The organism is Vibrio sp. 10N.261.54.A5, assembly GCF_041471145.1.
Classification (GTDB): Bacteria; Pseudomonadota; Gammaproteobacteria; order Enterobacterales; family Vibrionaceae; genus Vibrio; species Vibrio crassostreae_C.
Genome location: NZ_JBFRNU010000054.1, coordinates 12,521 through 33,834, shown reverse-complemented (window position 1 = coordinate 33,834; position 21,314 = coordinate 12,521). Strand labels below are relative to the sequence as shown.

17 protein-coding genes and 1 pseudogene are annotated in these 21,314 nt (G+C 42.4%); 9 read left to right on the top strand and 9 right to left on the bottom strand.

Going from position 1 to position 21,314, the window contains the following annotated elements:
• Window positions 1-97: 97 nt before the first annotated feature.
• On the top strand, window positions 98-982 hold the full coding sequence (locus tag AB4329_RS16235; protein WP_017059087.1) for a LysR family transcriptional regulator: 885 nt from the start codon (window positions 98-100) through the stop codon (window positions 980-982).
• Here AB4329_RS16235 and AB4329_RS16230 read toward each other — a convergent pair.
• On the bottom strand, window positions 979-2,001 hold the full coding sequence (locus AB4329_RS16230; protein ID WP_372138761.1) for a DUF2955 domain-containing protein: 1,023 nt from the start codon (window positions 1,999-2,001) through the stop codon (window positions 979-981). The two genes, AB4329_RS16235 and AB4329_RS16230, sit on opposite strands and share 4 nt — an antisense overlap.
• A 12-nt stretch (window positions 2,002-2,013) precedes the next feature.
• Window positions 2,014-3,060: pseudogene (locus AB4329_RS16225) on the bottom strand (HlyD family secretion protein).
• 406 nt (window positions 3,061-3,466) lie between these two features.
• Between AB4329_RS16225 and AB4329_RS16220 the strand changes: the two are divergent.
• The gene (locus AB4329_RS16220) at window positions 3,467-3,709 is read left to right on the top strand and encodes a hypothetical protein (RefSeq protein WP_017068564.1); all 243 of its coding nucleotides are present in this window, start codon (window positions 3,467-3,469) and stop codon (window positions 3,707-3,709) included.
• 151 nt (window positions 3,710-3,860) lie between these two features.
• Here AB4329_RS16220 and AB4329_RS16215 read toward each other — a convergent pair whose 3' ends face one another.
• Complete coding sequence (locus tag AB4329_RS16215; RefSeq protein WP_372138760.1) at window positions 3,861-5,672, bottom strand: PLP-dependent transferase; 1,812 nt, start codon at window positions 5,670-5,672, stop codon at window positions 3,861-3,863.
• Window positions 5,673-5,804: 132 nt separating this feature from the next.
• On the opposite strand from AB4329_RS16215, the gene AB4329_RS16210 reads away from it, so the two are divergent.
• The gene (locus tag AB4329_RS16210) at window positions 5,805-6,260 is read left to right on the top strand and encodes an Lrp/AsnC family transcriptional regulator (RefSeq protein ID WP_050634531.1); all 456 of its coding nucleotides are present in this window, start codon (window positions 5,805-5,807) and stop codon (window positions 6,258-6,260) included.
• An 11-nt stretch (window positions 6,261-6,271) separates the two neighbouring features.
• Here AB4329_RS16210 and AB4329_RS16205 read toward each other — a convergent pair whose 3' ends face one another.
• Window positions 6,272-6,898, bottom strand: a complete 627-nt coding sequence (locus tag AB4329_RS16205) for a type II secretion system protein (protein WP_372138759.1) — start codon at window positions 6,896-6,898, stop codon at window positions 6,272-6,274.
• Between the two features lie 427 nt (window positions 6,899-7,325).
• Here AB4329_RS16205 and AB4329_RS16200 point away from each other — a divergent pair, with 427 nt between their 5' ends.
• The 3 genes from AB4329_RS16200 to AB4329_RS16190 all read left to right on the top strand — a co-directional run bounded on the left by AB4329_RS16200 (window position 7,326) and on the right by AB4329_RS16190 (window position 10,261).
• Window positions 7,326-8,234 (top strand): dienelactone hydrolase family protein, encoded by a 909-nt coding sequence (locus AB4329_RS16200; protein WP_372138758.1) that lies wholly within the window; start codon window positions 7,326-7,328, stop codon window positions 8,232-8,234.
• A 331-nt stretch (window positions 8,235-8,565) separates the two neighbouring features.
• Window positions 8,566-9,369 (top strand): MetQ/NlpA family ABC transporter substrate-binding protein, encoded by an 804-nt coding sequence (locus tag AB4329_RS16195; protein ID WP_076646636.1) that lies wholly within the window; start codon window positions 8,566-8,568, stop codon window positions 9,367-9,369.
• A 211-nt stretch (window positions 9,370-9,580) separates the two neighbouring features.
• A complete protein-coding gene (locus tag AB4329_RS16190; RefSeq protein WP_017065459.1) occupies window positions 9,581-10,261 on the top strand; it encodes a haloacid dehalogenase type II in 681 nt (226 codons plus the stop codon).
• 167 nt (window positions 10,262-10,428) lie between these two features.
• Here AB4329_RS16190 and AB4329_RS16185 read toward each other — a convergent pair whose 3' ends face one another.
• The 3 genes from AB4329_RS16185 to AB4329_RS16175 all read right to left on the bottom strand — a co-directional run bounded on the left by AB4329_RS16185 (window position 10,429) and on the right by AB4329_RS16175 (window position 12,107).
• Window positions 10,429-10,797: a hypothetical protein gene (locus tag AB4329_RS16185; protein WP_032546992.1), complete on the bottom strand. Its 369-nt coding sequence runs from the start codon at window positions 10,795-10,797 to the stop codon at window positions 10,429-10,431.
• 15 nt (window positions 10,798-10,812) lie between these two features.
• Window positions 10,813-11,685 (bottom strand): patatin-like phospholipase family protein, encoded by an 873-nt coding sequence (locus tag AB4329_RS16180; RefSeq protein WP_017070388.1) that lies wholly within the window; start codon window positions 11,683-11,685, stop codon window positions 10,813-10,815.
• 83 nt (window positions 11,686-11,768) lie between these two features.
• Entirely contained in the window at window positions 11,769-12,107 is a 339-nt protein-coding gene (locus tag AB4329_RS16175) for a cytosolic protein (RefSeq protein ID WP_372073977.1), read from the bottom strand.
• 317 nt (window positions 12,108-12,424) lie between these two features.
• Here AB4329_RS16175 and AB4329_RS16170 point away from each other — a divergent pair, with 317 nt between their 5' ends.
• On the top strand, window positions 12,425-13,933 hold the full coding sequence (locus AB4329_RS16170; RefSeq protein WP_017059070.1) for a DUF3360 domain-containing protein: 1,509 nt from the start codon (window positions 12,425-12,427) through the stop codon (window positions 13,931-13,933).
• 115 nt (window positions 13,934-14,048) lie between these two features.
• On the opposite strand, the gene AB4329_RS16165 is transcribed toward AB4329_RS16170, so the two are convergent.
• Window positions 14,049-14,975: a hypothetical protein gene (locus AB4329_RS16165; RefSeq protein ID WP_372138756.1), complete on the bottom strand. Its 927-nt coding sequence runs from the start codon at window positions 14,973-14,975 to the stop codon at window positions 14,049-14,051.
• 572 nt (window positions 14,976-15,547) lie between these two features.
• The gene (locus AB4329_RS16160) at window positions 15,548-16,420 is read right to left on the bottom strand and encodes an alpha/beta fold hydrolase (RefSeq protein ID WP_372138754.1); all 873 of its coding nucleotides are present in this window, start codon (window positions 16,418-16,420) and stop codon (window positions 15,548-15,550) included.
• A gap of 251 nt (window positions 16,421-16,671) precedes the next feature.
• Here AB4329_RS16160 and AB4329_RS16155 point away from each other — a divergent pair, with 251 nt between their 5' ends.
• Together AB4329_RS16155 and AB4329_RS16150 are read left to right on the top strand one after the other, a co-directional pair.
• Window positions 16,672-19,230 carry an AAA family ATPase gene (locus tag AB4329_RS16155; protein ID WP_372138752.1) on the top strand — a complete coding sequence of 853 codons (2,559 nt, stop codon included), beginning with the start codon at window positions 16,672-16,674 and terminating at the stop codon, window positions 19,228-19,230.
• 332 nt (window positions 19,231-19,562) lie between these two features.
• On the top strand, window positions 19,563-21,281 hold the full coding sequence (locus AB4329_RS16150) for an AAA family ATPase (protein ID WP_372138751.1): 1,719 nt from the start codon (window positions 19,563-19,565) through the stop codon (window positions 21,279-21,281).
• Window positions 21,282-21,314: the final 33 nt, after the last annotated feature.

Genomic DNA, 21,314 nt, shown 5'->3' with positions numbered 1-21,314 from the left:
CTTTGAACTTCAGTTCTGTTTGTTGCCTTGTTGAGATAACTATAGCTGTGCTAAATTTTTGGTAAACTCACTAATTGAACACGTTGGATATGCGCAAATGCACAACATAAGATGGGATGACCTGCAATATGTTCTAACAGTGGCGAATGAAGGATCCCTGTCGGCCGCGGCAAGAGCACTTGGTGTAAACCACAGCACCGTTTTACGTCGTATTGACACCTTTGAGTATCGTCACAAATTACGAATTTTCCATAAACTTCCTACCGGATACAAACTAACGGTTGAAGGGCAAAAGCTTCTGGAGTCAGCTCTCGCTATCGAATCCACAGTAAGAGAATTGGAGCACAAGGTTTTTGGACAGGAATTGAAGCTAGAAGGTACGCTAAGAATAACGACGACCGATGCGTTATCTCGCCTCATTCTGGGTACTCATTTGGCTGCTTTTCATCGGCTTTATCCAAAAATTCAGTTAGAACTCAGCCTCACATCTCGTCAATTGGATATTTCACACCTAGATGCAGATATCGCGATTCGCCCGGCAAATGAGTTGCCAGCCCATTTAGTTGGGACCAAGTTAAGTAAAATTGCCTTTGGTGTTTACGGATCGCCAGAATATATAAATGGCCTCAAGAGTAAGCACCCCTTAAAGTCTGCATCTTGGTTAATGATGCATAGAGGCAGTGCTTCGCTACAGGTTTCTGAACTGATTTCGGAAGACAAAATTGTCATGAAAGCCGACTCTTTTGAGCCCCTGATCATCGCGGCTGAAAATCAGATGGGGTTAGCCTACTTACCCTGCTTTTTAGGTAACAGTAAGGGAACTCTGCAAAGAGTAGATATGGAAGTGATGCACCAAAATACAGACCTATGGATGATGACTCATAAAGATTTAGAAGATTCAGCCAAAGTAAAAGCATTTTTTAATTTTATGAAAGGCGCAATCAAATCAGACCATAATCGGTTGGCCGGATTTGATTATTAGCGAACGAGTGCCGGCTCTTCACCATTAGGCTTACGAACAAAATGACACAAAGCCCACAGCACAAACAAAGTCACAGTCAGCTCCCAAGCGCGTAGGAAGGTACTTTCCAACCCTAAATTGCTACTGGTCATGTACAACTGAATCGGCAGCATAGTCGCCAATAACGCATCGGCATGAATGTCTCTGGCTGAACCTTTCGCTTTGGCCATTGATGCGGTGATCATAAAGGCAAATAAACCCAACACTATGGTGTAGTAACCGAATGTAGATTGATGCCCTGCCATCAACAAGGTGAACACCACGGCGAATGCACAGCCGCCCACTTGAGTTTGAAAACGGCGGTCAACCACGTCGATAAAGCTTTTGTGTGTGGTTTGGGTTGCAGCAGCAATCACTGGCACCATGCAGAACATTGCAGAGATAATGTCGACAATCATCAAGAATGCCAAACCAAGACCAATCAACGCGAGTGAAATTGCTCTGCTCTCAAATGTGACAGGCTGTTCTTTAAATACAGGAGGCTTGTTTCCTTGCTCAACAGGGAACAGAACCACCATGGTTTTTGCTACTACCATGGTAATCAACATGGATACCAAAATTTCATGAATACGCATCGGCATATCCATGGTGGTATGCTGAGCAAACACCACAATCAAAATCCAGTTGAAGGTTGGCATCAACATTTTACCTTTCTTCGCTGGCGTAGTGGCTCGACGACGCATAAAGTCGAAGAAGAACAGGCTGATGGTCCACACCACAAACGGATGCTGTGAAAATACCTCAGTCACCACCAACGCTGTACTTGCTGCCAATAAAGTGGGTGCCAAGGTACGGATCAGACCAAGCCAAGAGTAATCTTTATTCTTGGTCATGATGATGGTTGGATACAACGCCAGATAAACGGGAGAGTCTAGGTTTAGTAGCTTTCCCAACACCATACAAATCGTCACAGTAAGTGCGACACGCAGCGCTTCATTACGTTGAGAATGACCCTGTGCGGTGTTTTCAAATGTCCACATCGTCATCTCCTACTAGTAGATGTAGCGAAATGTTGAAACCAAGTGAATCCAAGCAGAGCCAATAACGTGCATTATTGGGTTACCGCTTTCAACAATCACACTCGCTCGTGAACCTGAGATCATCGAAGGATCCAGTTCGTTAACTGTAATGCGGGTACGTACTTTCTGTTGCTCACGGATCCAACGCGTATCATTAGTCACGCTAGACAGCTTGCCATTGGCATTATTGGTGTCGTAAATCGCACGCTCTTGGCTACTCACTTCCCCCGTAAAGACTTTTGCCTGGTAGCGCATCAAAAGAGACCAAAACTTCGCGGCCATTAGTTAGCTTATCAATGCCTTTCTCATTGAAGTCCGCACTGATCCACGCATGAGCTTCGTCCACCAGCAGCAATGATGAAGTACCTTGAGTGATATAACTACCCGATTGCAATTGCAAGTTGGTCACGACGCCTTCCGTTTGCGCGACGACTTGAGTGTGGCCTACAGTTCCGCACTGGCAAGTATTGCTTCTGCCAATTCAATGGCCGCTGTGCGGTCTTGGGTCGATAACTCAACCTCAATGCGTTTCACTTCCGCGTTCGCAGCTTCAACCGCACTACTCGCAACTTGTGTATTGGTGATTGCATCATCAAGATCTTGTTCCGTCGCGAGCCCTTTGTTACGCAGTTTTTGGTTACGTGCGAGTTTCTGTTTCGCGTTGTGATATTCGAATTCTCGTTGGCTTTGTGTTTGTTTCGCTGCTGCTAATTGCTGCCATTTCGCTGAATCAGAGTCACGCGCTTGATGCAGTTCGGCTTTCGCTTGTGCCACTTTCAATTGGTAGCTACTGGCATCGATAGCAAATAATGGTTGACCTTTTTCAACCAACTCGCCATTACTAACCATGACGTCGGTAATTACGCCGGACACTTCTGGCGCAATGGTCGCGACGTTACGATACAAAGTCGCTTGAGTGGTAAAAGGGGAAACATTATCTGAGGTGACTAAAAAAGCGGAGAACAATGCTGCCGCTGAAAAAACAGTGTAAATCGCGTATCTATAAAAGTTTTCGTTCATGCTTGTACCTAGTTTTCATTCGTTATAAAGCGCCGCGCTCACGGCTTATTCGATTCTCTTTTCTACGAAAACTAGGTTATAACCATTCACAAATGGAAAACAGAGCCAATAAAAGAAGTGAGGATTCCACATTTGGAAAGGTTGATGATTTGTACCGATTTCGCTCAATGGTTGAACGAAAAGGTCAGATAAGGGTGTATTGAAACGTTCGCATTCAGTTCCTCCCCTTTCCTTCCCAGCGTTCAATAAGAGATTGAAGAAGTAAGACCACCCGACTTCATTCCATTGGATTGCTTAATTTTCGCTAGCTTCTTATGGTTAAAATGCCTATTGTACAAACCATAAAATTATAAAGACTCGCGGCCTTTGCCACAGAGACTCTCCATTTAAAGCGAAAAGACTTACTATGAATTTTGATATCAATGCACTGAAACACCACCAACTGGTCGAAGATGGTCAATTAGAAGGGTGTTACATTCATCAGCCTGTGCAAGGCAGTCAACCAGATGACAAAGCCGTTTTAGAAGAGCGTCAAGCGCTAGAAAGCCGAGGATATAAGGTGGTTCAGGTTAAAGCGAAAGGCGGAACAACTACGTTTGCCGAAGCTATGCAAGAGCTTGCGAAAAAGACAGGCCACCAGCCTAAATAGTAAGTGACTTGGTAAACCAATATGGTCACTAGGTTCTATATCAAGAAAGCACCCTACCGACTACTGAGTCAGCAGGGTGCTTTTTTATTGACGGCCTTTTAACTGACTAATCTTGTTAACTTTTCTTACTGAGCTAAGTTACTGACCTAAGTTACTGACTCAGCTGACTGAACTTCGGCAAGCTTTTCACAAACTTCTGGTGTACATCCATATAAGTTTGCATATAGATTTCATCGATATTGTCACCACTCGGGAAGCTGGATGAGAAATCTACGTGGTTGCGGTCAATCGACAATTTAGCCGCCTCGACAATATGAGCAATGAACATTCGAGGATCTTCCAAGCCAATAGAGATACGCATTGTCGTCGGTTTGATGCCTGCTTCATTTAGCGCTTCATCGCTGAGCTCTGAGTGCGTGGTCAGTGCTGGGCACAAGGCCACGGTATTGGTTTGCCCTAAGCTCACTTGCATGCCGATTGCTGGCTCAAGCATGTCGAAGAACTGTTTAAACCCATCTCGATTGATTGGTGCACGATTGCCATTTCCTTCCATATCGATGGTAAAAAGCGCCGCTGGTAAACCCAAGTACATGTTGTTCTGGCAGTGTTCATAGTTATCGCTGTCTAGCAAAGCTGGACACGACACATTGATGTCTGGGTGAGCATCAAAGATCTTCGCCAGAGTCAGTGTATTAATCGTTTTTTGCACCACTCGCATCTCATACGTTTTCATGCCATTAAGCACTTCAAACGCTTTATCTGCGTCTAGGAATGCGCCTTTAATGTAGTACACATTCCAAAACAGCGTTTCGTTCCATGGAATGGTGACCTCATCGCCGTTGGACTTGGTAAAAGTGACCTCCTCTCCTTTTGGAATAAACATGGTCTCGTTGCGGCCAATCACAACTCCAGCGGTTGTGGTGCCAGAACCCGCCAGTTCTTTGGTGTAAGAGTGAATGACATAATCGGGTCTTTCCGCCACATCGTCGCGTTTTAGTACTGGATGAAGCAATGGAGTCCCCACTGTTGAGTCAACAATCACATCCCAACCACGAGAGTGACCAGCTTTACTGATGCTAGCAACATCCAACACGTATCCATGTGGGTTACATGGTGACTCTAGGTAAACGTAGATTTTCTTACCCGCAGCGAGACGGTCTGCGTATTTGTCGGCAACTTCATCAAGGCGCGTCGCGAACTCATCACCGGAGTAACCATCCACCCACTCTACTGCAACATTCAGGTTAGACGGTTTGCCAAACCAATCTTCCAACAGCTGGTAAGAACCGCCATAGATATTACGTGAAGCTAAGACTATATCTTCATGTCCAAGTAAATGGCTCAACAACCCATCAATAGCCGCCATACCCGAGTTAAAGTTCCATGCGAGGTATTCGTTGGCTCTAGAGCCTGCCTCAATATCGACCATGTGATTAGCCAGTGAAATCGATGTAGGATTGAGAAGACGAGAGTAAATATCGTGCAGCGGCTCTTTACCGTTGAATGCATCTTCAATCCATTCTGTACAAGCAAACAAATACGTCGCAGTACGTGTAATAACAGGGCTGGCAGAGAAAATAGCGGCAACATTATCGAAGATAGGATACGCGCCTTTAGACGCAAAATTACCATTATTGGTGGCAATAGATTGGTAAGTGGCGCGCATTGGGTTTTGCAGGTTGTCGAGGATCTTAGCGATCTGGAATGACAAGAAACGTTTGGCGTTAAACCAAGCGATTCGGTCACTCTTGTCGAGTTCTGAAAGTCCATCAACCGTCAATGCCCAAAGATCGTGTGTCTTGGTATTGGCTTGGTACAGTGTCGTCGCCAGTTCAATCAGCGTGACGCCGTAATCACTGTTTGGGTCGATACCAAAATGCTTTGCTTGCTCAATGGCAAGGGCTTCTGCTTGTTCGTGTTTGGTGGTTTTACGCAACGGGCTAAGTTGAGTTGACGTGTTCATAGTTCAGTCCTTTGTTATACCTCCTTTAATTTTAGTTTTGGGCAGATGTTAAAAGTTGCTATTTGCGAAGTAAGACATACACTTTGAGCAATAATATTGCCAAACTAAATTCAATATTGATGGATTATGCTAATGGATGAGATCGACAAGAAAATACTGGCTGAACTGCAAAACAACGCTCGGCTGACTAATCAAGAGTTGGCTGATCGCGTGGCACTGTCGCCCTCTCCTTGTTTGCGTCGAGTTCGAGCATTAGAGAAACAAGGGATCATTCGTGGCTATCACGCCAGCGTTGACCAAGAAGCGTGTGGCCTGCCCGTTAATGTGTTTGTGTTGGTGAAACTTGAAAAGCCGACTGAAGAGAACATGCGAGACTTTGAACAGCACATCGAAGTGATTGACGAGGTGTTAGAGTGCTTTCTGATGACGGGCAATCACGACTACTTATTGCATGTGGTGAGTGAATCGCTCAAAAGCTACGAGCAGTTCATCCGCAAGCAACTAACCCGCCTGCCCAATATTGCTTCTATTGAATCCAGCTTCGCCTTCGGTCAGGTAAAAACCAAGACCAAGTTGCCAGTGAGATAATTAGAAACGACTTAATTTAGCTGTGCTGATGGCATTGGATAGTCATCTCCAATCATACAGATAAGTGCGCCGCCAAACGCTTTGTCGTAACGTATTTTTCCTGTCGTATCCGAGCTTTCTATGCTCGAACTGCCGTCCACAATGTGATTAATTTCTTGTGCGACTTTTGTTGGCACCAACCAGATACAAGCCGCAACAGAGCAAATGGATGATGACGATTCACAACCTGTCTCGGTGCTTCCTCGTGCCCACTGGCTATCCTTTTCCTTAAGCAGTAATTGCGTTGCTATATAATCCGGGTGGTCGATGTACTGATCACCACCTATCCATGTATCGTCATAAGGTAGGTATGGTCCTTTCCATGTTGATAAGCCCGGACTTTCGATTAAGTGATTGATGTTTAAGTAGCCGAAGTTCGTGTCGGTATCGGAAGTGATGGAAGGCAAAGAACCATTATCACGAGAATATTGCTCAGCAGCATCCAAAACAATATTAAGCTGCCCGATTAGAAATTTTGCCTCGTCGACACGGGACATACGGTTCCCGAACTGGTTGTAGATAAAAAAAGCGGCAATGAGCATGAGTAAACTAAACGCGGCAAGTTTCCATTTTTTTATCTGACGCAAAAGTTTCAACATCTATTTTTATCTCTCATAAAGAAGGTTCTGATAACGCTAAGGCTGCTCTTATAGGAAAGATTATACCAGAGTAAAATCAAGCGTTTTGCATTGAAACGTACTTGTCCATATCTGTGGTAAATAGGCTTAACTCTTAAATGCCCAATTTAAAGCTAGAACCTCCCCCCCAATAAGAAATTCAAATATCGAATAGTCATAACCACCCTATTTCACGGACTTAATCACTTATATCAACCTTGTGTTGATTGATTCAGTAAAACAAACCAAAGAGATGTGAATCGATTCGAAGTGATCGTTTTATCTGACTGTCATCTAATTTTTGTACTTTGATATAACAAATAGCTTAAAAGATATTGAGCGATCGTTCAAATATGTTGAAATTTCCACTATAGTTGATTGGTCAAACAACTCACAACAAGGAAAAGTTATGAATCAAAGTACCGAGTCTCAATCAGATCCAGCTCGCTCTATCCCTCAAGAAGCATTTGATTGGTACGACGAATATGCGCACGGTTTGATTGATCGCAGAGAGTTTATGGCTCGTCTATCCGGGCTAGCTGTACTTGGCTTAACTATGACGACGCTAACTTCTGCACTGATCCCTAATTATGCGCAGGCAGAGCAAGTCTCTTTCAATGACCCTTCCATCAAAGCAACCTACGAGAAGTTTCCTTCACCTAAAGGACACGGCGAAGGCTATGGTTACTTGGTTGTACCCAAAGAGTTAGAGGGCAATGCGCCTGTTGTATTGGTCATTCATGAAAATAGAGGCCTCAATCCATACATAAAGGATGTGGCAAGACGACTCGCAGCGGCGGGGTTTATTGCGTTTGCACCTGATGCACTCTATTCGCTTGGCGGGTATCCAGGTAATGATGATGAAGGTCGAACGATGCAGAAGTCGCTATCAAAAGAGAAAATCGAAGAAGACTTTATCGCAGCGGCAAACTTCTTGAAGTCCCATGAAAAAAGTAACGGTAAGCTAGGCGCAGTCGGTTTCTGCTTCGGTGGCTATATCGTGAATATGTTGGCCGCTGTCATGCCAGAGCAACTCGATGCAGGCGTTCCATTTTATGGTACTCCTGCCGCACCAGATTTAAGAAAAAATGTAAAAGGCCCCTTGCTCATCCAATTTGCGGGAATCGATAAACGCGTGAATGCGACTTGGCCAGATTATGAAGCCGAACTCAAAGAGAACGAAGCAGACTACACAGCTTACATCTATGACGGCGTGAACCATGGCTTCCATAACGATTCAACTGGCCGCTATGCTGAAGAAGAAGCAGAGTTAGCTTGGAAACGTACACTTGAGTTCTTTAACCAAAAGCTTTCTTAATAGTTAGCTTTACTGAACCCGTTTTCTTTAGATTCCGAGTGACTGCCCTATTCCCTACAAAACCCAAAAGGCCTCGCACTCGCGAGGCCTTTGTTGGTCGGTAATCAGTTCCTCCCTTTTCCCATTACCAACAATAGGTTTGAGATGTAAACCAAGGGGGTTAGAAGGGGATTGTCGGTCGAGTCTCACGTACAGAAGCCTCGTTGATTCACTGACTTAACCGCTCATCAATGTAACTTCGCTTCAAACAAACCTATTGACCCGATCGCGCAAATAGATAATATAGATAGCTAGACGTCTACATGTCTTTTATTTATTAAATGGAGTTATCATGAACAGCTACAAAAAAATCACAGCATCCCTGTTGGCATTAGCTTTCGTATTCGGTGTAACAGGATGTGGAAAAAAAGACGAGGCTGTCATCAAGATTGGGGCGACAGTTGGCCCACATGCACAAGTTGTACAGGCAGTCGCCAAAGAAGCAGCAAAGCAAGGGATTAACATTGAGCTAGTTGAATTCTCAGACTACATCACCCCTAACGCAGCATTAGATGATGGAAGTATCCAACTCAATAGCTACCAACATCAGCCATTTCTCGACAACTTTAACGACAATCACGATAGCAAGTTAGTTTCTATCGGACGTTCAATTTTGATGCGTATGGGCGTTTACTCTAACAAGTACACTTCGCTTGACTCTATCCCTGATAACGCACGAATCGCGATTCCAAACGACCCAACGAATGGCGGGCGTGGACTATTACTGCTTGAAGATGCCGGGCTGATTTCATTAAAAGACAACGCTGGTTTCAACGCATCTTTAAACGATATTGTTAGCAACCCGAAGAACATTCGATTTGTTGAAGTGGATGCCGCGCAGTTACCCCGCTCTCTTGACGATGTAGATGCTGCTGCAATCACCATGAACTATGTAATGTCGGCTGGACTCGATCCTAAGAAACAAGGCATTTACTTAGAGAAAAAAGACGCACCTTTAGCAGTGATGGTTGTTGCGGCGCGAGAAGAAGACAAAAATAATGAAACGTATAAAAAGATCATCTCAATTTACCACTCACAAGAGATCAATGACTTTTTAGACAGCACTTTCAAAGGCACCATAGAAGCCGCAAATTAAGCTAAATAATCCAAATAAATCATTTCAGATTTGGCGTTGCATGATACCGATGAAGCAACGCCAGATTTGAGTTGAAGGGTTGTCGCTGACGTATTCCAGCCCCCTTTTCAAATTAGAGAGCAAAGCTCAAGTTACTTAAATCGAGGTTGAAAACCGTATCGTCAGAGCAGATTATGTAAGCATGAAATTCAATTAAATCTGGGTTCTTCGCATGAAAAAAGAAGTGATACTGTTTGATATAAACGAAACGGTTTTAAATTTGGAGTCATTACAGCCTAAATTTAAAGCGGTGTTTGGAAAGGAGGATGCATTATCACTTTGGTTTTCAAAGCTTTTACACTCTTCAACGGTTTGCATCGCAACAAACGTAAAATCTACTTTTTCTGAATTAGCGAATGCAGCGCTCAACGCTATTGCACAACGGTACAAGTGTGATTTAACGGCGGAAAGCAAAGGTGCCTTGTTAACTTCTTTTGCCAATCTACCACCGCACACAGATATCAAAGCGTCTTTGCTCAAATTGCGCGAGAACGGGTTTAAAACCGTCGCTTTTTCCAACTCATCCCTCGATCTCATCACTTCTCAAATCAAGAACTCAGGCTTAGAAGATTATTTCGACACCGTCATTTCCGTTGAAGAAACAGGCAGTTTCAAACCCAATTCAGATGTGTATAACTTTGCAGCCGAAACTTTAAAAGAGCCTGTCGAAAACCTTCGTCTTGTCGCTACTCATGATTGGGACACTCATGGTGCGCTATCCGCTGGCTTACAAGCAGCCTATATAGACCGAACAGGAGTTGAGTATCATTCCTTGTATTTGAAACCGGAGATTAGCTCAAGGACGATGAATGGTGTGGTGGAACAAATAATTAAGCACAATTTAGACAAGTAAAATCTCAAGAGACTTTTCTACTCCTGATTCGATACAACCACCCTGTAGTGGTCAACAAATTCCGGACACTGACTTAACCGCTTTGATCAACCTTGTGTTGAACTGCTCTGGTTATAGAGACGCTGTCGGTTACCTAAAAACTGCAGTTACCTAGCAACAAATATAAGCTAAAAACTACTGTAAGAATGAGGAACGCGTTTGTCTTCATCCCAGCCTGATAGCTCAATATTGATCAATGATTTGCGCTGCTCATTACACAGTGAAGCGATATTGATGATAGGCAGTTGACTACGAAACTGCGCTGTAAGGATGACCTTTTTACTTTCGTTAAGGCTGCTTCTGCATTGCCGCAAAATCGCTTCAGTATCTAGTTGGTGTGCGTTCTCGATAATTTGGATATCAGCATTCTCTTGATAGCAATCTATCAACCAAGATACAGCAGGCTCTTCTATGCTGGTGAGCACGATGACATCTTTTGTTGTGACCAATTCTTTGAGTTCAGATAGTTTGAGTTCAGTTTCCATAGTTACCCTCATTCAGCAGCAAATACATTAAAGTCGATTGCCCAGTTTAGCCTGTGCTAAGTGGTAGCCTCTGTCGATCATCTCTTGTGAGCGATCAAACTCTAGGGTGCCACAAGCATTGCGTGGGATCTCAAGCGTGATATCGGCGGGGTAAGCGGCCAACTTTTGGCGAGCAATGGTCGATTGCATCGCATCAAATGCTTGGTTGGCAATATCGTAAAAAGCAAAGTTGAAGCTCATTTTGCTTTTTACACTGCTACCGAGGTTATCGATAAAATGCACAACCTTCTCATGCAGGTTGCTCTCTTTTGTTGGCAGGGAAACCGGTATCACTTCCTGTTTAACCATTTCAGGTTCACCACCTAAATTCACAGCCAGTGTAAAGTCTGTATTATCACCAAAGGTAGGCGCAATCGGTACGGGATTAAGAACGCCGCCATCAATCAGCACTTCTCCATTGATAACGTGAGGGGTCAAGAACAGTGGCAAAGAGATAGAGGCGCGAATGGCATCAAACAGAGAACCTGATTGCAGCCAAACCTCTTTTTCATCGGCGACGTTAGCGGCAACTGCGGTATAAGGGATGGGCAGATCTTCAATTGAAATCTCGCCGATCAGTCCACGCAGAGTGTCGATGATCTTGTCCCCTTTGAACATACCACTCGACTGCCATGAAAAGTCCAACAACATCGCCATATCACCTTGATCGATACTGGTGACCCACTCTTCAAATTCATCCAACTTGCCCGCAGCGTAGACACCACCGATAAGTGCGCCAATTGAACAGCCAGAAATGGATTTTATCTGATAGCCATGCTCAATTAACCAGCGGATGACTCCAACGTGAACCAAGCCTCTTGCGCCACCACTGCCAAGTACCAATGAGATCGTTTTTGCCATCATATTAATCCTTTAGTTTTAAATTCTAGGTGGGCTAACTCGCCGATTTACCAATTCGCCGATCTCAACTCACTGAATCACTCTCAGTCCATACGGGTAATGAAGGTTTGCTCGTCATCGACAAAAGCCACGTAGTCGCCGTGATAGATAAAAACCCGACCACCCCCTTCAACGATACACGCAAGCTGTGGGTTCAAATCTTCTTCAATATCTCTACTTTGAAAAGTGCCGGTATCGGTGATCACACCGCGGAGTTTAGGCAAAAATCCATAACTGCGTTTGGCTTGATCAATCAGGCTCAACTCGCTGGCGGTAGAAAAGCAAGCTGGGATTGGGCCTGCATCTTCGATAAACATAGTTTTCAGTTCTTCAAAGGCTGTAATTACCAGCCAGTCGATGCCATTTACGTGATGGATAAACATTGTTTATAAATACCTAGTTTCTCGATAACTCTAATGCGGAGATTCTATCACTATCAAGTGCAGAACGTGGGAGAAATTAAGGGACTACAAATAACCAGACACATACTATCTACAGGGTCTAATACTAGTCGTCCGACTCTACGACTAATGTCTAACCGACTGAGTCTATTTGTTTTTTTTGGTTTGGTATAAGGTACTAACAACTAAATGTTAATGAGTTTTTAATTATAAGTTGACGCATTGTTTGCACTTCATACCGTGAGTCAACAACGTTTGTTGGAATAACACACCTAAGAGTGTGAACGAAAGGAATCAAAATGAGCACTACTTTAGAGTCCGCACATATACAAACAGAGAAGCCTCAAGCCAATGAGGATGAACTCACCTATGAACAACAACATAAACCAAGCTCAGAGTTTGAATCCCGAGAACAGTATCTAGAACACGAATTGCAAATCATGTCGCCTAAGCGTTGGCGTCCAAATTTGCCGTTTAAAGATTATCGATTTGAGATAGAAGACACCATCCCAGCGATGGCGGCGACCATTGGTAAAGTGGTTATGGTGGGCGCGATTGCAGCCACCTTTGCTGGGGCTCTCGGATTAAATGAAGACTTCATTCTAGAAAACGTTCGTTATGAACTGCTCATCGCCTCTGTTTTCATTATTATTTTCTCTGGCTTTTTATTGCCGACTGCAAACCTCGCAGGGACCCACGGCCCACTTATCCCTTTGATTCCGATTGTGGTTGCAGCAGGTGGACACCCGATGGCGTTTGGCCTGTTGATTGGCGCTTTTGGCCTCATCTTAGCCATCAGTAAAGGTGGCAGCATGTTGGCCAACCTCACCAGTAAAGGCGTGTGTGGCGGCTTATTGCTCTACCTCGGCTTTGTTGGAACCGCCTCTCAAGTGAAAAAGCTTTTCGCTTGGGCTGAAGGAATCGGTATGAGCCACATCGCGTTTGTGGTGATCTTTTGCACCATTATCTTGTACGCGCTACTGGAACACTTCCGCAAACGTTGGTTAGCAGTACCTCTTAGCTGCTTGTTGGGTGGTACGATTGCATTTGCCATGGGTGCCCCATTTGCTTTCCACACAGAGCCAGGCTTACCTAACATGAACCCTATGTATTGGTGGGGCGAAGATACAGGTTGGATGCTAGGCCTGCCGACGATTGAACACTTCATGGTGGTATTGCCGTTTGCTATTTTAGCCGTGGCGATGTGGTCGCCAGATTTCTTAGGGCATCAAGTATTCCAAAAGATCAGCTACCCAGAACGTACCGAAAAAGTACACATGAACATTGACGACACCATGACCACGGCTTCAATTCGTCAAACGTTCGGTTCTCTGCTTGGCGGTACTAACTTTACGTCTTCATGGGGGACTTATATCGTACCGGCTGCGATTGCTAAACGCCCTATCCCTGCTGGCGCTTTGCTCACGGCTCTGTTCTGTATCATCGCCGCTGTTTGGGGTTACCCGATGGATCTAGCTATCTGGCAACCTGTACTGTGTGTGGCGCTAATTGTTGGGGTATTTGTGCCATTGCTAGAAGCTGGAATGGAAATGACTCGTGAAGGAAAAACCACACAATCAGCAGCGATTGTTGTATTTTCTTCTGCGCTCGTTAACCCAGCATTTGGTTGGGCTCTCACCATGCTGTTGGATAACTTAGGCTTAGTCGGTTGTAAAGAACGTAGTAGTGAACTGAGTAAAATGAGCCGCTGGGTGTTGCCTGGCACTATGTTTATTGTGCTAAGTGGCGTAATGGCGTTGGTTGGCCTTCTACCGGGGATTCCAGCGATTATCCCAAGCTTTCGCTAGGCTCGATTAATATCTAGTTTTAGTCGGAACACAAAAAGGCCTCGCACACGCGAGGCTTTGTTTTATCTTCGTTCCAACGAACAAGCAGAGAAGCAATTTACGATGGTAAACCAAATCAACTCGAGAGCCATTCATCCAATACTTTGATGAATTTAGGATTAATGAGATAACCGATAGAAGCATGGGGATTGCTTTTTCCGTTGCGAATATTGAGGTTATAGATTGGGTGGATATCTTTCATTCCACCGGGTATCAGATCCAGTTTGAGCATATCCTTAAAGTCATTTTTAATTTTGCTGTCATGAGAGATAAAATCATCTTCTGCCGAAATGTTTATCCATTGCTGAATGTTTAAAGGGTACTTCTTCTCATCTTTTAAGCGACTCCCCTTTAGCCTATCTTTTACGTTTTCATCTCCTAACGGTGACCCAAGCGTAAGCAATAAATTGACCTTCTTATTCGCACCATAGTCGTGTCTATACTCTCCGTAATGAGACAACTTCCACAACACGTCATAACTGATCATCGACCCAAGGCTATGCGATACAATCATCACATCATCTTGATTATCAAGCGCTTCCTTCAGCTCAACCATTAGCCTATGCCTGACATCGCTACCAAAATAGGTATCTTCATTCCAATAGTGTGCCATGTCCGGTGCGACCTTCGTAATGAGTGTCTCAGCCACACCCAGCTTTCCAAAGAGCGATGAAAAAGTATCTGCTAACGCCTCTTTTAGAAAACCAATTTTAGACACCTTGTTATACGTTGTTTTATTGAACTGGCTTGTCTTGTACTTTTTGAGTTCAGACAACGCTTGCTGACGACTTGCAGGGTCTTCCGTTGGTTTATCTAACAATGTGTTTGATAGTTCACCGTAATAGACAAACCGTTTATCGACATCTTTAAAAGCTTGTAACGAACTTGAGTCTCCACAATCTCGCTGCAAGCCATGTTCTATGGCCTCGTACCAGAGTGCTTGAAGGGGAGCTTTATCGGGCTTTTGAGCGCGACCATGAATGAATATTATTTTCTTAGCCATAGCAGGACGTCCTAAACACATAGTTAAAATTATTATCAGTAGAAAGCACCACTAGATTCGGTCAGCCATTACTAATAACAGCGGTGCTAATTACGTATCTAAGGGTGGTTGTTGGATCATTTATATAACTATGCGGCACAAGTTTAGGGACCATAAACGAGTGAACGATGCGATCATTGCTCGCACATTGGGAATAAATGTATCTAGCAAAACCTCCGACTAACAAAAAGGCCTCGCACACGCGAGGCCTAGTTTTATCTATCACCGATTACATCCATCTTTTAACAACTACAGCGCCCCTACTTCACTGACTTGACCGCTTTCATCAATATTGTGTTGAATGGTTCTAGTAAGCCAAAGCCTCCCCCTCTAGCTCCCCCTCGAATGGAGTGACCCGATCTCTTGAGATTTAAGAATGAGGGGGAGAACATTCTTTGTCGCTGAACATATAGCAGCACTTGTCACGATCGGTATTCAGTTCCTCCCCTTTATCGTTGCCAACAAGAGATTGGAGATGTAAACCAAGGGGAGGTTAGGAGGGGATTATCAGCCTATTCTCACGTACAACTGCCCTACTTCACTGACTTCACCGCTTTCATCAACGTTGAGTTGAACTGCTGTGGTTGCTCTAGCATTGGGAAGTGGCCTGAGTCTTCAATGTAGTAAATGCTGTAATCCTTGATGTGTTTCTTGTTCGCTTCTGAATCGGTTGGCCATAGGCGAGCGTTAACCAATATGACTGGCACATTCACGTTCTCATACACGTGGTATGCTTCGCCTGTCACGTATTGGCCTAGATAATGGCGGAACTGGTTTATCGCGATAGCGGGCGGGGCTGAGGCCATGTCTTGTGTTACCCAGTAAAGTAAATCCGCGTCTACGTCTTTTGGTAGCGAGTCTTTCACGAACATAGTAATGCCTGCTTGGAAATCAACTTCAAACGGTTTGGTCATCGCATCTAAGTCGCTTTGTGATACCGCTAGTGCGACGTTTTGCGATGTATCGACACCAATAATGCCCTTCACTCTTTTTGGCATCAGTTTAGCCGCTTCTGCAATCACACCACCCGCCATCGAATGGCCGACTAAGATGACGGATTCAAGTTGTTCTTTCTCGATGACGGCTTTGATGTCTTCAGCGAATGCAACCATGGTGTACTCTTCGCGATTGAACGATGAGTTACCGTGCCCTGCTAAGTCCATGGTGATCACTTGGTACTGCTTTGAAAACTCACTCACTTGGTTTTGCCACAGCCTGCTGTCTAAACTCCAGCCGTGAATGAAGATCAGTGCCTTCTCCCCGCTCCCACTTTTGCCATACGCAATTTGCTCACCATCGTGAGATATCGCAATACCGTACTTAACCTTTGAATCATTAGCCATGGCATTCATGCTACTAAACGTCATGAATACCAAGAGTGTGATGTTTAAAATTAAACGTTTCATAGTGTCTCTCTACTTACTTTGGAGGGAACACAGAAAGCTCCCCTCTCAATCAATATAGCCACTATAAAGTGTGAAGTTGTAGACAGGTCAAGGATGATTCATAAGATAAAAGAACTCCCATTAGATTGGGTTACGTATTTCAGTAAATGTGCTTAAACAAACTCTAACCGTGATAGTTATTTGATATCTAGCAAACTTCTTACAAGCCATATGAAATACAATGAACATTCTTGTTAATGAAGAGAATGTCTATGCCAATCGCAACCAAAATATGCAACTTAGTAAATAGCAAAGCGAAACCTGCATGGTGGAGATACACATTAAATCAAGCCATCGAGATGGGAGAGTTAACCGATAAGGAACTTGAAACAGCCTATTCAGTAGCCAAAATGGAGTTTGGCTTAGAGGCGATTGGTGCGGACTATGAACGGTTGACAGGTGAAGCTAAAGCAACGGGGTACCACGCTGAAATACAAGAAAACAAGATCCTTTCGGTTGGTAATACTCAGTATATTTCAACTCTTGCTCCCGAAAAAAAATTAACTTTCTCGCCCACAGGATTAACAGTTATCTACGGTAACAATGGGGCTGGAAAATCTAGTTATGCCAAAATCTTGAAGAATGCCTGTCTGACTCGTGGTGAGGCTCCTACAATTAGACAAAACGTATTTTCTGCCAGCGTGGGGGTACCTGTTGCTGAAATTGAGATTGAGTCAAATGGAAAAAATGAAATTGTTCCCTGGAGTTTGCAATCAGAAGCGAACTCATGCTTGAAATCAATACGAGTCTTCGATTCACAGTCTTCAAATCACTATCTAGCTAAGAGTGAAAATCTACATTACAAACCAGCTGCATTGAAGCTTCTAGATGAGCTATTAAAAACGAGTAACTATATTGCTGCAAGAGCTAAGCACGAAGAGCTTCAGTATTCTGCGTGTAATATTATTCCTCAAATGAATTTTGGAACCTCTCCTAGCGCGCTGAAAATCACATCCAAACTTAACTCAGAATATGTAGACTCTTTATGTGCCACTGTAGAAGAAATTGCAGAACTTAAAGAGTTACGTAAGGAAGTTGTCGAGCTCACCAATAATTCCCCTCAAACGTTAAAAGATAGATATATAAAGCGCAAAGCCCGCGTATTACCCCTACAAAGCTTCCTAACTAGACTAGTGGACAGCCTATCTGCTGAATCAATCAAGCAATACAAAGACACCTATCTAAGGAAGGAGTATACCAAGTCCACAGCTCTAAAACTTAGTAAAGAAACATTCGCAGAGCTCCCAATAGAAAATATAGGCTCGGAAGATTGGTTAGCCATGTGGCAAGCAGCAAAGACCTTTATTCAAGGCATGGAGCAATCAAAGTCATTTCCACCTAAAGAGGGAGAGAACTGCCCAACATGTTTGCAAAAAATTGATGCTTCGACTGCGGTTCGTCTCGTATCGTTCGATGATTACCTTCGGAGTTCGCTACAAAAAGATGCAGATCTTGCAGCTAAAACATGGGATGTAGACTTGAAAAAAGTGAAAGCTCTCGATTTAAATACGGCACCTTACGACGCAATTCTCAACGAAATTAAAGAAAAAGATAACGTATTAGGCAACCAGTTTGACGCTTTGATACAACAGCTGATTTCAAAAGTTACAAAAATGCTCAAAGACGAGCCCGAATTCCTTGAAGGCGAACTTGAAATTGTTGCTCTCACAAAGCTAAATACTCTTATCAGAAGATTAGAAGAGGCTGAAAAAGCTGTACAGGACGATGAACAAAAAGCCGCAACTATCAAATTGAAGCAACAACGTATTTTTGAAGTTGAAGACAAAGAAAAGATTGCCTTAGTGCGGCAACAAATCATAAGTGAAATTGATAAGGCTAAGAAGCGAGAAGCTTACGATAAAGTTAAGCGTTCAACCTCAACCTCAGCTTTGACTCGACTAAACAATGAAATATGTAGTTCCAGTTCGATAGGTAGAATGCAGGAATTCTTTAATATGGAACTTGCTAAACTAGGGTTCAAGCATTTTGAATTAACAGCATTAACAAAAGGAGCTAAAGGTAATCAGAAATATAGCATTCAACTCCCTGATAACAGAGCAAGTATTATGGACATTGCAAGTGAGGGGGAGCAAAAGTGCATATCTCTAGCCGGGTTCTTTGCCGAACTCAATACTGACAATAGAAAGTCTGCGATAATCTTTGACGACCCTGTTAACTCGCTTGACCATGTTTGGCGACTTAAATTTGCACGTAGAATTGTAGAAGAGTCTGAATCAAGACAGGTTATTGTATTCACGCATGATTTGCCATTTATGAAGATGATACAAGAAACTTCAGACAAAGTTATTGTCAAAGCGATTACACGAGGTCGAAATATTACAGGTATCCCACTAGATACACCGCCTTGGGATGCACTTAAAACTAACTCTAGATTAGGGATTCTGAAAGACGCAGCAATCCGCGCAAGAAAAGCAGCAGACAATTCACTTGAAGATTATCAATACCAAGCTGGCATTATCTATGGGAAAATGCGAGAAACGTGGGAAAGGTTGATCGAGGAATGGTTGATCAGAGGTGTCGTTGAGCGCTTTAATCGAGAAGTAAAAACCCAAAGCTGTCGTTACTTAATAGATATTGATGAAATAGATATAAAAACTATCAACTCTGCGATGAGCAAGTGTAGTACCTATATGAATGGGCACGATATGGCTGAAGAGGCTGCAGGCTCATTCCCTGATATTGATGAACTTGACCAAGATATTTCAAGCCTAGAACAATATTTGACTGTTCTAAAAAAACGCAGAAAATAATTTATAAGATTAAAACCTTTCTACCTAAAAATGCCTTACTTCACGAGGCATTTAATCTTGGTTCTATCAAAGGAGATAAATTACAAAAAAGCAATGTAGTGTTGGCCATTCGAAATAGAGAAAGACAGACGCGTCATTCTGAAATTTATCACTATAACGTGTTAAGCCTTAATCGAACGAGATTTCCGTACTGTGACAGTAAACTTATACAAAGAATCATGAAACATATAGCTACAAAAATATACTATAGTTTCTGGTAAAAACACTAACTAATCTAGTTTCATAAACAATAATTTACTACAATAGGGGAAACTTAAAATTTAAGGCAGTTCATGGAAATAATATACATCTGGGTTGAAAACTACAGAAACCTGAAAGGTGGCTTCACTCTTTCTAATAAATATTCAATTGAAAAAGAAAATAACAGCTTCACTGTAACGAAAAACAACTCTGCTGCTTCCAACTTTTTTACTAATAATAATGATATACAAATATCTGCTGTGGTCGGTAAAAATGGCGATGGTAAGAGTAACCTTCTAAGAAAAGCATTAGAAATACTACATAACCATGAAAAATCAAGAAATGAGATTTTAATCTATGAAATAGAAGGTGAGTTATTATTCATTGGTGACCAATATTCAAAAGTGACATTTGATAATAAACTAGTCAAAAGAAGAAAAGAGGACTTCTTTACCATATATTTCAATTACATGCTTGATTCACTTTGGGGATCTAATGAAGACGACTGGATAAATGATATTTATCACCGTTCAGATAAATACACTACGCCTATATTAATTGAACCACAGAAAAAAGACGACAATGTTGACATGAAAAACATTGACTACCTCAACAAACAAAGAATCATAGCTCATTCAGAATATAATAAAAATAGTAGACTTTGTGACATTTTCAATCCAACTAAAGCCACATTAACGATAAACATTGAAAAAATAAAAAAAATACTAAACAAAGCAAATAAAGGCCCATGTTTGACTTTAGTGCTATCAAAAAACAAAGATGTATACAATGAAACCTTACAGTTAACGAGATATTCTTACACAAAGGACGGTTTGAAAAACCAAACATCTAAAGAAGCATCTAGAAATATTGCAAAACCAATTGTTTATAGTTTTGAAAAATCAAAATCAAAAAGCACTCTAACTAATAAAATTAATTTTGAAAGTACGACTAGAAAACTAGAAAACTCTATAAAAAGAAGGTCACCAATAGAATTCCTTACTTCTAAAAAAAGAAGGTTGGCTATAGCCAATGCGAAACTATGGAACATCCCCCCTTCATACCTCAACTTGCTTTACCTAGCAGACAAAATAGATAAATACAATAATAAAAATGATAAGCATATAGAATACAGCTATAATGAGGATGGATTTATAACAATTAACCCCATTCAAGATATTAGCCACAACACACTAAAAATTAGAAATTCAATTAATTACCAAGAAGTTCTTAAGAATACTAAAAACCAAATTAACTTAGCTACTCTAAAAAGAAAATTAAAATTAACAATAAGTTTGGAAGATGATTTATTCAAATGCATACCAAGTTGGTTCAACATTGAACTTATTGATTCCAAGGGTGTAAAGTTCTCCTCCCTTAGCAGTGGACAAAAGTCTCTTTATACATTGTTATCAACGATAAAGTATCATGTAAACAACATACAAAGCTACAATACAGCTACATCAATTAAATACTCTGATATTGTATTGCTTATGGATGAAGTTGATGTTGGGCTTCATCCAGAGTGGCAACGGGATTTCGTCAATGACCTATTGCTATTCCTTGAGGATATTAATAGAACATCTAAACCTATTAGGTTTAAATTCCATGTGATTTTAACATCTCATTCACCATTTGTTATTTCTGACATACCAAATGAACGTGTAACTTACTTAGAGAAGGGCGTTCAGTCGAATTTAGTCCAGCATTCTCAGACATTTGGTGAAAATATACATACGCTACTCACTGACACATTTTTTATGAAAGATGGCTTATTGATGGGCAGTTTCGCTCAAAGAAAAATACAATGAGAACAACCAAATCAACAGCGATGACATTGATAT